The sequence below is a fragment of the Geobacter grbiciae genome (assembly GCF_018531165.1).
GTDB lineage: Bacteria > Desulfobacterota > Desulfuromonadia > Geobacterales > Geobacteraceae > Geobacter > Geobacter metallireducens.
In genome coordinates this window covers 1-12440 of record NZ_JAHDIW010000002.1, presented here as the reverse complement: position 1 = coordinate 12440, position 12440 = coordinate 1, and the positions used below count along the sequence as shown (strand labels likewise).

The 12440-nt window shown below is 59.4% G+C and carries 11 protein-coding genes; 8 read left to right on the top strand and 3 right to left on the bottom strand.

All coding sequences use genetic code 11. The features are described 5' to 3' along the window. Positions 1–14: 14 nt before the first annotated feature. Together KJB29_RS03400 and KJB29_RS03395 are read left to right on the top strand one after the other, a co-directional pair. Positions 15–707 (top strand): peptidoglycan-binding protein, encoded by a 693-nt coding sequence (locus KJB29_RS03400; protein WP_215733394.1) that lies wholly within the window; start codon positions 15–17, stop codon positions 705–707. Continuing rightward, the gene (locus KJB29_RS03395) at positions 704–1507 is read left to right on the top strand and encodes a hypothetical protein (RefSeq protein ID WP_215733393.1); all 804 of its coding nucleotides are present in this window, start codon (positions 704–706) and stop codon (positions 1505–1507) included. The genes KJB29_RS03400 and KJB29_RS03395 overlap by 4 nt, the downstream gene beginning before the upstream one ends. A gap of 36 nt (positions 1508–1543) precedes the next feature. On the opposite strand, the gene KJB29_RS03390 is transcribed toward KJB29_RS03395, so the two are convergent. Together KJB29_RS03390 and glpK are read right to left on the bottom strand one after the other, a co-directional pair. Further along, positions 1544–3094: a glycerol-3-phosphate dehydrogenase/oxidase gene (locus KJB29_RS03390; RefSeq protein WP_215733392.1), complete on the bottom strand. Its 1551-nt coding sequence runs from the start codon at positions 3092–3094 to the stop codon at positions 1544–1546. Next, positions 3091–4581 (bottom strand): glycerol kinase GlpK, encoded by a 1491-nt coding sequence (gene glpK / locus KJB29_RS03385; RefSeq protein ID WP_215733391.1) that lies wholly within the window; start codon positions 4579–4581, stop codon positions 3091–3093. Before glpK ends, KJB29_RS03390 begins: the two co-directional genes overlap by 4 nt. A 206-nt stretch (positions 4582–4787) precedes the next feature. On the opposite strand from glpK, the gene KJB29_RS03380 reads away from it, so the two are divergent. The 4 genes from KJB29_RS03380 to KJB29_RS03365 are packed head-to-tail and all read left to right on the top strand — an operon-like array spanning position 4788 to position 7052. After that, positions 4788–5258, top strand: a complete 471-nt coding sequence (locus tag KJB29_RS03380; RefSeq protein WP_215733390.1) for a DUF2844 domain-containing protein — start codon at positions 4788–4790, stop codon at positions 5256–5258. Then, a complete protein-coding gene (locus tag KJB29_RS03375) occupies positions 5245–6471 on the top strand; it encodes a DUF3443 domain-containing protein (RefSeq protein ID WP_215733389.1) in 1227 nt (408 codons plus the stop codon). The genes KJB29_RS03380 and KJB29_RS03375 overlap by 14 nt, the downstream gene beginning before the upstream one ends. Further along, positions 6472–6663, top strand: a complete 192-nt coding sequence (locus tag KJB29_RS03370; protein ID WP_215733388.1) for a hypothetical protein — start codon at positions 6472–6474, stop codon at positions 6661–6663. Beyond that, positions 6654–7052 (top strand): PaaI family thioesterase, encoded by a 399-nt coding sequence (locus KJB29_RS03365; protein WP_215733387.1) that lies wholly within the window; start codon positions 6654–6656, stop codon positions 7050–7052. The genes KJB29_RS03370 and KJB29_RS03365 overlap by 10 nt, the downstream gene beginning before the upstream one ends. A gap of 66 nt (positions 7053–7118) precedes the next feature. Here the strand turns inward: KJB29_RS03365 and KJB29_RS03360 are convergent, their stop codons facing one another. Further along, a complete protein-coding gene (locus KJB29_RS03360) occupies positions 7119–9113 on the bottom strand; it encodes a transglycosylase domain-containing protein (RefSeq protein WP_425514104.1) in 1995 nt (664 codons plus the stop codon). A 365-nt stretch (positions 9114–9478) separates the two neighbouring features. On the opposite strand from KJB29_RS03360, the gene KJB29_RS03355 reads away from it, so the two are divergent. Together KJB29_RS03355 and KJB29_RS03350 are read left to right on the top strand one after the other, a co-directional pair. After that, complete coding sequence (locus KJB29_RS03355) at positions 9479–10663, top strand: sensor histidine kinase (protein ID WP_215733386.1); 1185 nt, start codon at positions 9479–9481, stop codon at positions 10661–10663. Positions 10664–10851: 188 nt separating this feature from the next. Further along, positions 10852–12381: a TonB-dependent receptor plug domain-containing protein gene (locus KJB29_RS03350; protein ID WP_246560303.1), complete on the top strand. Its 1530-nt coding sequence runs from the start codon at positions 10852–10854 to the stop codon at positions 12379–12381. Positions 12382–12440: the final 59 nt, after the last annotated feature.

Genomic DNA, 12440 nt, shown 5'->3' with positions numbered 1-12440 from the left:
GAGGAGATATGGCAATGAGTGTACTCCAGGCTTCAGTCGGATATTTGGGGAAAAATCTCGAAAATGATGTGGAAACAGTCCAAAGCCTCCTGAAGTCCAAGGGCTTTGACCCAAAGGGGATTGATGGCGTTTGCGGCAAGGACACCATTGCGGCGATCCGCAGCTTCCAGGCCACGTTCATGACGAACCCCGACGGGCTCATAGAACCGGGGCGCAAGACCTGGCTCAAACTTGCGGGCACGGGTGGCGCAGCCACTGCCGATCTTTCCCAGTGGTGCGGCGACAGCGCCCGATGGTCCCAGGAGAAGAAACTCCAGAGTATGCATCCGGAACTGCGCCAGAAGGTTGCAGCGGTTCTGCAGGCGCTCGCCGGACGCGGCTTCCAGCCGAAGATTTTTTACGGCTGGCGCTCGGTGGCGGTTCAGATGCAGCTCTACTATCAGGGGAACAGCAAGGTGAAGTTCAGCTTCCACAACGCCCAGTACCCCGACGGAACCCCCAACGCCTATGCGGCGGATATTGTGGACAGCCGCTTTGGTTGGGCTCCGGAGGCGGAACAGACGGGATTCTGGAAAGCCCTTGGCGAGGAGGCCAAGGAGCTGGGCCTCGTCTGGGGAGGGGACTGGGTGAATTTCCGCGACTGGGCCCACGTACAGCTGGTTCCTAATGATGAACTTGGCCGGGTCAAGCGGGAGAGTGGTCTGTGATCAAGGCAGCCCTCGTTGCAGCCATGGTCCTTGGCTCAACACTGCCGGCTTGGGGGGAGCGGCTCTGGCTCGTGGTCGGCACCAGCGACCGCACCGCCACGGGGATAGCGCGAAAGGCCAAGGCAGTGGTCCCCACTGCCCCCAACGCCCTCGTCGTCCGGACCGGTGATTGTGGCGACAAGAGGAGCATCTTTGCCTGGGTGCCCGAGATTGCGGCCTCTCCCGGAGCAGCGCGCGCCGCTCTTTCGCGCGTGCGGGCCACCGCAAAGGATGCGTACGTGAAGCGCTGCAACGCCCGACCGGGTACACTCCTGGCCCTGCGGGTGACCGCAGTGGACCCGTCCGTCGCGAATGTCCCGGAAACGGCGGTCAATTGGGAGGAGAAGGATCGGATTTCCACTGCGCACCCCCTCCCCGACGGGCGCAGCATCGTCATCGTGCGCTCCTTTGCTCCGACAGCCGATGATCCTCTCGAAGGAAGGCGGGAGAGCGTGATGCTAGCGGAACCGTCCGGCAAACGACTGGTACTGGAGGAAAACTGCCCCAGTCCCGGCCCCATGGCCACGCAACAGGGGCGTATCGCATTTCACTGCGCACGGCAGGAGGCGGGCAATCACCTCCTCCATGATGTGGTCGTGTTCGGCAGGTCAGGGGAAAAGCTCGCGGAAATCCGGCGCTGCCGCGACCCCAAATGGGCCGGCTCCCAAGCCATCGAATGCAGGGAAGAATCCGTGGACGCCGAAGGGGCGTTGCAGCTTCGGACTAAACGTATCGCCCTCCCTCCAACCAACTCCCCTTGACTGAACAGAATACGACTTTCAGGAAGCAGCCATGAGCTAAGGCAGATATCCCTCGGCCAGGGTTCGGAAAGCCGCAACCTCTGCCGCCTGCCAGACCTCATCGCGCCCCAGTTCCGTCGCCATCAGGGCGGCAACCTCCGGGGCCGCCTCCATGGAGGCACGGGCATCGAGAATGAGTGCCCGGGTACGGCGGCTCAACACATCCTCAACACTCCGCGCCCATTCGTACCGCACCCCCCAGACCACCTCGGCCAGCCGGTACGGGAGCCGGGGATGGAGTTGCCGGCGCAGGGCCGGTTGCACGGCGCACAGCTCTTCCAGGGCAGCGGCTTCGGCGCCATACATCGCCCACTCCCCGTCAACACCCCCCTTGGCCAGCCAGCCGTGGATGGGGAGGTCGGCCGTGCGCGACGGCCTCTCTTCCAACCCCGCCAGCCTGACAGCGCTGTTCACCGTATCCTCGGCCATCCGGCGGTAGGTGGTCCACTTGCCACCGGTGATGGTGACCAGACCGGCGGTCGAAACCATAATAGTGTGATCACGGGAAAGGGCCGCTGTATTGACTGCTTCACCCCGCACCAGGGGACGGAGCCCGGCGAAGACACTGAGGATGTCGGCCTTGCCGGGATCCCGGGAGAGATAGCGGGCTGCGTGCTCCAGGAGGAACTCCACTTCAGCCGCCAAGGGACGGGGTTCGGCCGTGACCCGGTCCACCGGCGTGTCGGTGGTGCCGACGATCACCCGTTCGTGCCAGGGGACGGCGAAAAGGACCCTCCCGTCGTCGGTGTGGGGGACCATGATGGCGCTGTCGCCGGGGAGGGATTCCCGGGGCAGGACAAGATGCACCCCCTGGCTCGGAGAGATGACCGGCTGCGCGCCGGGGTCGTCCAGCTGTCGGATGGCGTCGCAGGAGGGTCCAGCGGCATTCACCACCACCCGCGCCTCGATCTCGTATTCGCGGCCGCTCTCCCGGTCCCGTGCCGCTACGCCGCGAACCAGCCCTTCCCCCTTGAGGAAGCCTGCCACCTCCATGCGGTTCAGGGGAACTCCCCCCAGGTCCGCGCAGGTGCGGGCCAGAGCCACGGCAAGCCGGGCATCGTCGAACTGGCCGTCGTGGTAGATCACCCCGCCCCGCAGCCCTGCCGGCTCCACGGTAGGGATGCGGCGCAGGGTCTCTTCCCGGGAGAGTATCTGCGACGGGCCGAGTCCCAGCTTCCCCGCCAGCATGTCGTAGAGCTTCAGTCCGATGCCGTAGAAGGGACCTTCCCACCAGTCATAGAGCGGGACTACGAAGGAGAGGTTATGCACCAGGTGCGGGGCGTTGCGGATCAGGATTCCCCGCTCGTGGAGGGCCTCCAACACCAGGGAGAGATTCCCCTGCTGCAGGTACCGGACCCCGCCGTGGATGAGCTTGGTGCTCCGGCTGGAGGTGCCGCTGCCGAAGTCGTCACGCTCAAGGAGGAGCGTCCGGTAGCCCCGGCTCGCCCCCTCAACGGCCACGCCGAGCCCGGTGGCGCCCCCTCCGATAACGAGGAGATCCCAGCACTTCTCCTCTTCAAGCTGTTGCAAGAGCCTCGTACGGGTCATGGTGCCACCCACCCCCGGGCCCGCTCCACGGCCCGCCCCCACCTTCCCCGCAGCTCTGCCGCCTGCTCGCGCCCCATGGCCGGCTCGAAAATCCGGTCCACCTGCCAGTGGCCGGCAATCTCCTGGCGGTCCCGCCAGAGCCCCACCGCCAGTCCCGCCAGGTAGGCCGCCCCCAGAGCCGTGGTTTCGCTGATCCGGGGCCGCACCACCGGCACCCCGAGGAGGTCGGCCTGGAACTGCATCAGGAGCCCGTTGGCCGTTGCGCCTCCGTCGACCCGCAGTTCTGCCAGGCTGATGCCGGCGTCGGCTTCCATGGCGGTGAGGAGGTCGGCGCTCTGGAAGGCGATGCTCTCCAGGGTGGCCCGGGCAATATGGGCAGCGGTGGTGCCGCGGGTGATGCCGACGATGGTGCCCCGGGCGTAGGGGTCCCAGTGGGGGGCGCCGAGCCCGGTGAAGGCGGGAACCAGGCAGACGCCGCCGCTGTCCGGAACGCTGGCCGCAAGGGCCTCCACCTCGCCGGAGGAGCGGATGATGCCCAGGCCGTCCCGGAGCCACTGCACCGCAGCGCCGGCCACAAACACGCTCCCCTCAAGGGCGTATTCAGCCCGTCCGCCCAGTTGCCAGGCAACGGTGGTGAGGAGGTTATGCCGGGACTCTATCGGCCGTGTTCCGCAGTGCATCAGCAGGAAGCAGCCGGTGCCGTAGGTGTTCTTGGCCATCCCCGCCGAACCGCAGGCCTGGCCGAAGAGGGCCGCCTGCTGGTCCCCGGCCATGCCGGCAAGGGGAATCGTAGCAGCGAAGATATCCCCGGCGGTCTCGCCATAAACGGCGCCGGAGTCCACCACCCGCGGCAGCACGGCCCGGGGTATCCCGAAGATCGCCAGCAGCTCATCGTCCCAATCCAGGGTAGTTATGTTGAAGAGGAGCGTTCGGGAGGCGTTGCTGGCGTCGGTGACATGGAGCTTCCCTCCCGACAGGTTCCAGGCCAGCCAGGAATCCACCGTGCCGAAGGCCAGCTCCCCCGCTTCGGCGCGGCTGCGGGCGCCGGGTATGGTATCCAGCAGCCAGGCCAGCTTGGTGCCGGAAAAGTAGGCATCCAGCACCAGGCCGGTCTTCTGCCGGAACAGGGGTTCCAGGCCGTCGGCCTTGAGCCGGTCGCAGAGTTCCGCAGTGCGGCGGTCCTGCCAGACGATGGCATTGTGGAGCGGCTCGCCGCTTAGCCGGTCCCAGAGAAGTGTCGTCTCACGCTGGTTGGTGATGCCGATGGCCTTCACCTCCCGGGGAGAGATTCCGGCCCGGGTCAGGGCTTCGGCCGCCACGCCGACCTGGGTGGCCCAGATCTCACGGCCGTCATGTTCCACCCAGCCGGGCCGGGGGAATAGCTGGCGGAACTCCCGCTGGGCAATGGCACGGATCGTTGCGGTTGTGTCGAAGACAATCGCGCGGGAACTGGTAGTGCCCTGATCCAGGGCAAGGATATAACCCATGGCCACCTCGCGGACTAGTTTGCTGCTGTATCGCAATTGTCCCGTGAAGAGACGGGTTGCGCAAGAGGGACTCCGATTTTTACACCCTTTCTTTTCCACGCCTCCACCGGAGCGGTGCCGGAATTGCCAGGATTTACTGGACACCCTTCGGCTAGAGTGGGAAAATATCTGACGCGATTTCAACACCTGAAAGGAGCGGTACCGATATGAGGAGAATATTCGTCGCCATGAGCCTTGTTGCCGGACTTCTGGCAACACCCTTCATGCCTGCCCGGCAGTCGGAAGCAGCCCTTGGTGAACCTGCGGCATCGGTGGCCGTTGACCGCAAGGCACTTTCCGCTACCCAGCGCGCCGCCACGACCCGCAGGGGATATACGGTTCAAGAGCTCGTAACCGGGGGGAATACCGTCCGTGAATATATCACCCCTTCGGGCATTGTTTTTGCTGTGGCCTGGAACGGGGTTTCCCACCCCGACCTCACGCCGCTTCTGGGCACATACATTACCGAGTACAAACAGGCTTTACGGCAGGCCCCCCGGCAGCGGGGCCTGCGTCGCTCCCAGGTGAAGGCCGCCAGGGTCATCGTCGAAAAATGGGGGCACATGCGCAACCTGCAGGGGCGAGCTTACGTGCCCGCATTGATTCCCGAGGGAGTAAGCAGCGATGACGTCAAATAAAACCGTTTCTCTTATTCTTATCGTTGGACTTGTTGCCGGCTGTGGTGGTGGTGGCGGTGGTGGTGGTGGCGGAGGCGGAGGAGGTGGCAGTGGCGGTGGAACCAACACGGCGGCCAATGTGCTGGACATCACCGTCAATGACCCGTCATATCCCAACAAACCGACCGTCAGTGTTACCATATGTGAACCCGACACGGGAAAATGCCAGACCGTCGACAACGTGCTCCTGGACACCGGCAGTTATGGTCTGCGGATCTTCAAGGATCAAATCTTAAATCTTTCACTGAAGGATGTACTGGTCGGTTCCTCTCCAATTGCCGAGTGTATCCCCTATCTGGATAACACAGCGACCTGGGGACCGGTGAGGATAGCCGACGTAAAGCTCGGCGGAGAAACCGCCGCCAACATCCCGATACAGATTATCGATGCCACATATTTCCAAGGCAACATCCCTAGCCAATGTCAATCACCGCAAGTAAAAGGATTAGATACAAACCCCACTGTTGCTGGCTATAACGGGATTCTCGGCGTCGGTCTTTTCGCCGAGGACTGTGGAGACGGTTGTGCCGGCAGCGCCACCAATGGAGTGTACTTCACCTGCAGCAGCTCGAACTGCTTGCCAAGCGCCGTTCCCATCACCAGTCAAGTTCAAAACCCGGTGGTCCATCTCAGTTCAGCGTACAACAACGGCGTCATCGTGCAGATGCAAAGCCTCCCAACAGGAACCGCTTACACAGCTACCGGCAAGCTCATTCTTGGGATAGGCACACAGGAAAACAACACACCATCCAACGTCTCGTCCTCCCAAGTTATGACCTATAAAACCAGTTTAGATGGATATATCACAACTACCTTTAAGGGTTCCATTTTCACTAGCTTCATTGACAGCGGCTCAAACGGACTTTTTTACAACGACCCTATAGACACCATCCCTCTCAGTTCCAACCGAGAATGGTATGCCCCCTCCTCTCCCTTACCATTGAGTGCTGATAACTACGGCGCAGGAGGGGCTCCAAGCAGCACTATAAAGTTCACAATAAGCAACGCTGACAGTTTATTTAGAACGTCAAACAGTGCTTTTACTGAAATTGGCGGGCCTGGATCTAATGGCTACTTCGACTGGGGCCTCCCCTTCTTCTATGGCCGTTCCGTCTTCGTAGGAATTGATAGAAAAAATTCCAGCCTCGGCACCGGCCCCTACTGGGCGTACTGAGTGAACCACGATCAAGCCGCCTTTGAACTCTGGCGCCAGGACGACAACGGCAACCGGTTCCTGGTCGGCACCTTTCCCGACCGCGCCGACGCCGAGCGCCAACTGACTGCCCTGACCCGCGTCCAGCACAAACAGATCTACTGGATTGTCGAGTGTCAAATCATGAAATCACAGGAGACCCCATGCAGGTAATCGACGACAACCACTGCTTCATCTGCGGCAGCAAAAACCCCATCGGACTTCACGCTATCTTCACAACCGATCCGGAAAAGGGCCGGGCTGAAACCCTGGTCAGTATTCCGGAGCATTTCCAGGGGTGGCAGGGGATAGTCCACGGCGGCATCCTCTCGGCCCTTCTGGACGAAATATGCGCCCAGGCCTGCATGGCCCGCGGACTCCAGGTGGTGACCAGTGAGATGCGCCTGCGCTACCGGAAACCGGTACCCACCGGCAGCGAGATAACTGTTATCGGCGAGATCGTTGGCGACCGGCGCCGGCTCATCGATGTGCGGGGAATCATCGAGCTGGACGGTCAGACCATGGCCGAGGCCGAGGTCATCATGTTCAAAACGGCAGGATGACTGGCAGTGCGCGCAATAGTGCCAACAGGTGTAATGGTGTGATGGAGGGAAAGGAGGAGAGAGGATTCACTCGGGTTGCGGAGCCTCCTCCTTGGACTGGGGGAGGACGGGTGGTACCTGATTAAGGCGATCTCCGCCATGTTTGGGACAGTATTCGGTGGGTTGGGTCCCCTCGACATAGAATTCGTCGCGCTTTTCCGGGCAGTCCGGCGTTGCCAGGTAGCCGGTCGCCGGGTCGATGGAAACGGAGACAACCGTATCGGGTTTCGGAAAATCCGCAACCGGCTTTGATGCCAGAGCCGCCCCCATGAACCGTTCCCAGATGGGTGCCGCCACTGCCCCGCCGGTAAACCCTCTCCCCCCTGGGCGCGGCTTGTCGTATCCCACCCAGATGCCGGTCAGCACCTGAGGGGTGTAGCCGATGAACCAGGCATCCCGGTAATCGTCGGTAGTGCCGGTCTTTCCGGCGGACGGCCGCTTCTGGCTGAACGATTTGAGTGATTTTGCGGTGCCGTACACCATGACGTCCCTGAGCATCCGGGTGGTGACAAAGGCAGCCGCCGGCGAGAGGGCCGGCGTAACTGACGGAGCGTTTTCCGTCCAGGCGCGGCGATTCCTGTCATAGATACGCACGATTGTTCTCGGCTCGGACCTGAGCCCTCCGTTGGCCAAGGGGGTGTATGCTCTTACCAGGTCGCGCAAGGTAACGTCTTCCGTTCCGAGGGCCAGGGAAAGATCGTTGTTGGGACGCAGGGGAAGCCCCGCCTTGTGGGCGAAATCGACAAAATACGGGACTCCGATCGTATCCAGCAACTTGACCGCTATGATGTTGTTCGAGTACGCCAGGGCTCGCCGGAGCGACAGCTGGCCATACCGCTCCTTCCCGTAGTTCAGCGGCTTCCAGGTCTGATTGTTCCCGCGGTCGTAGGCAACCGGCGTATCATCCCAGACACTGCCGGCGGTAATCCCCATTTCCAAGGCTGCGGCATAGATCAGCGGCTTGATGGCTGAGCCGGGTTGACGCCTGGCAAGGAAGGCGCGATCATAGGGGCTCTTCGTGAAGTCTACCCCACCGACGGCTGCCAGCACATCACCCGTTGCAGGATCCAGAGAAACCAATGCCCCCTGAAGCTCGGGGGAAATCCTTTTCACCCCTTCCTTCAAGGTCTTTTCGGCCAGTTTCTGCAGGCTCAAGTCCATGGCGGCAGTAACTTCCAGCCCCCCCCGTTCGATGATCTGAGGGCCGAAGCGCTCCACAAGCTCGTTCCGGATATGGGCCAGATAGTAGGGCGTCTGACTGCGCTGCACCGTTGTAATGGGGCGGGTTCTCAACTTCTGCTTCTGCCGCGCCGAAATCATCTTGAGGTCCAGCATGCGAGCAAGAACCACGTCCCTTCGTCTGCTGACATCGACCGATTTCCCGAGGGGGTTGTACCGGCCCGGGTTCTTGGGCACTCCAGCCAGCAGGGCGCATTCGGCATCGGTCAACTGATCCGGGGTCTTGTCAAAATAGACCCGGGCCGCCTGGGCAATACCCCACGCCCCATTGCCGTAGTAAATCTCGTTGAAATACATCTCAAGAATCTGCTTCTTGGTATAGATCTTCTCATACTCCATGGCCATCCGGGCTTCCTCAAGCTTCCGCTCGATGGTTTTCTCCCCGGAGAGATATCGGTTCTTGATCAGCTGCTGGGTAATGGTCGACCCGCCTTCCGCCAGCTTCCCCTTGACCACGTCCTTCACCAGCGCCCGGGCGATCCCGCGAATATCAATGCCTCCATGCTCAAAAAACCGTGCATCTTCCACAGCCACCACCGCCTTTTGCAGGAAAGCGGGGATGTGATCTATGGAGACCCAGTAGCGTTTCTCGGGAAGGAGACGGCCCACAAACCGTCCGCTGCGGTCAAAAACCTTGACCGACGAATAGCCTGACGGCAGATAGGGATACTTGGCGATATTCCCCTGGGCTAGAGCCGATGAGACCAGAAGGAGAGCTGTGAACAAGCCGAATGAGGTCAAAAGAACCGTACGCTTGAAGGTAACGATCAAACAGGAAACCACGATGACAGTTCGCTCCGTAAAGAGACTGGGCGTTGCCGTAGTTCTGTCTATTAACGGGAGATTCGTCGATGGCGACAGAAGAGGCAACGATGGAAACTCCGTACGACGCTACATTCTTCCAGAAGATGTGTCAAGGGTGGCGGAGACAGGCTCACTGGTTTGTCGCAACGGGAAATTGTCGGACCATTCCGGCCCAACAGCTGCTGAACCGCTTGTTTTATATGGGGAAGACAACCAGTTTAAGCGTTGCTCAACAATGCTCGGATATGATAAGTAAGCATTGCTGAGCGGCCGGGGGATTAGACCTGGCGGCTTTACTTCACAAGCTGTGTGGAACCATGCGATGGAATTAATCAGGAGGATTTGTGGTCGAGAATAAGCCCGTTCGCATTTTGTATATGGAAGATGACGCTGGTTTAGCCAGGCTGTTGCAGAGAAAATTGCAGCGACAGTCCTTCTCGGTTGAAATCGTCAGAAACGGTGACGACGGCTTGGCTACGCTCGGGAAAGCGCCCTTTGATGTCGTGCTGCTCGATTACAGCATGCCCTCATGCGATGGCATCGACGTCTTGCGGGTCATGGCGGAGTGCAAAACCTCTCCTCCGGTGATCATGCTGACCGGCAGGGGGAATGAAAAAATCGCGGTCGAAGCATTGCAACTGGGGGCCAGCGACTACATCGTGAAAGATGTGGATATGGGTTATCTGGAACTTCTTCCCGTCGTCATCGATCAGGTCTTGCAGAAACAGCAGTTGATCCGGGAACGCGAGCAGATGCTCAAGGCCCTTCAGGAGAGCGAGGATCGATACAGAAAGCTCAGTGCCCAGCTTGAACGGATGGTTTTGGAACGCACCGCGGAACTGCAGACTTCCAACAGGGAACTGGAAGTTTTTTGTTATTCCGTGTCACATGATCTATCTGCCCCACTCCGTACGATCAATGGTTTCAGCGAGGTTCTGCTCGAAGAGTACGGTGATCGACTGGATAATGCCGGCAGACGGTGTCTCTCGAAAATAGGTGCGGCCGCCACTCAAATGGTGCAGCTGATTGACGCGCTGCTCGACCTTTCAACAATGGCGACCGACGAACCGCACCTCGAACCCGTGAACTTGAGCGACCTTGCAGGGGAAATCGCACAGGAGCTGCACGACCTCGAGCAACAACACAAGGTTGACATCAGGATAACCGGCGGCATGGAAGTGGAAGGTGATCCTGCCCTGCTTAGAGTTATGATGGAGAACCTGCTGGGGAATGCATGGAAGTTCAGTAGAACTCTGCCTGACGCCTGTATCGAGTTCGGAAAATCGTTTCAAAACGGGGAGATGGTATATTACGTGCGCGACAACGGAATCGGTTTTGACCTGGGTAATTCCGGCAAGCTGATCGACCTGTTCCAGAGGCTGCACCTCGGGGATGAATTCAAAGGCATCGGAATAGGGCTCGCAACGGTCCAACGCATTGTCGAACGCCACAATGGAAGAATTTGGGCTGAGAGTGAAGTCGGCAAAGGTGCGACGTTCTATTTCACCCTTTCGCCCATAGCCAATTAAACAACTGATACTCTACAGCTCCACGCGCCTGGTCCTGCCTCAAATACCTCAAGCCTGTCATTGAGACTTTCCAAAACATTGGATAGATAGGTTCGTTCCGTCAACGTTATCGTAATGCAGGTCCTGATTGTCGTTTGCGGCAATGGCGACTCCAAGAGCGCAAAAGAGAATTCCTGCGAGGTACCTATATGCTCCTGCTTTCCAAGTGGGCACCTGCACTGATGATTTGCACGATCCCCTTCATAGGCTTGATCGATCCGTCGTGGGGATCAGAACACGAAAACCTGAACCTCAGTGAACTCGGTCTCGAAGACTTGATGAATATTCAGGTGACATCGGTATCGAAAAAGCAGCAGAAGCTATCCGATGCCGGTGCAGCTGTCTTCGTCGTCACCAGGGAAGATATCCGACGCTCCGGGGCTACCAGCATCCCCGAAGTGCTCCGCATGGTGCCGGGCATTCAGGTAGCGCGTCTCGATGCGAACAAGTGGGCTGTCTCTGCACGGGGTTTCAACGATCGTTTCGCGGACAAGCTCTTGGTCCTGATGGACGGCCGGACCGTCTTTACCCCCCTCTTTTCCGGTGTGTACTGGGATGTCCAGGATACGATGCTCGAAGACATAGACCGCATCGAGGTAATCCGGGGGCCGGGCGCTGCCCTCTGGGGAGCCAATGCCTTCAACGGCGTCATCAACATCATTACCAAGCACGCCCAGGAAACCCAAGGAGGACTTCTGAGCGCCGGTGCCGGAACGGAAGAACGAGGGTTCGGCGGGGCGCGCTATGGCGGCCGTGTTGGTGACGATACCTATTACCGGTTGTACACGAAGTATTTCAACAGGGATGGTGGCGTCGATGCCGCCGGCAACGAGGGGAAAGACGACTGGAGCGTTCTGCGGGGAGGATTCCGTGTGGATTCGGACCTGACTGCACACGATTCGTTGACCGTCCAAGGAGACATGTACCATGGGAAAGAAGAAGAAACCTTCTCCGTGCCTCTCTTGGTCCCGCCCTATTCCCGGACCTTCAACTCAGAAACCGACATCGCCGGGGGGAATCTCCTATCCCGCTGGACGCGCAAGTTTTCCGATACTGCCGACATGGCGCTTCAGCTTTACTATGACCGGACTGAACGTGACATGGCGCTCTGGGATGAGAATCGCGATACCATTGATGTCGATTTCCAGAACCGGTTCAGGTGGGGTTCGCGGCAGGAAGTTATGTGGGGATTGGGTTACCGCTTCAGCCATGAAAACCTTACCAACAAGATTGCGATCGCCTTTACACCAGACAAACGGAGCGACAATCTTTACAGCTTCTTCCTGCAGGACGACATAGCACTCATTGAAGAGAAACTCCGCCTGGTTCTGGGATCACGGTTCGAGCACAACGACTTTACCGGCTTCGAGATTCAGCCCAATGCCCGTCTTATCTGGACGCCTGACTATCGTCAGACTGTCTGGGCTGCTGTTTCACGCGCCGTGAGGACACCTTCCAGCGCCGAGGAGAATTATCGAAACGACTCCTTGGTCTTGCCTCCAGGCACTGTTCACGGGCAACTTCCGGCCCTTGTTTCCGCCTTTGGTTCCAAGGACTTTAAGAGTGAAGAACTGCTGGCATACGAGCTTGGTTATCGTACTGAACCAATTGAACATTTCTCCATGGATTTCGCTCTCTTCTATAATTCTTACAAAAGATTGGGTTCTTTCGTGAATTAGTTGCAGCGTAGATTCAGGAGGAAGGAGATTAGATAGAGGGAAGTACATCGGATTTGACA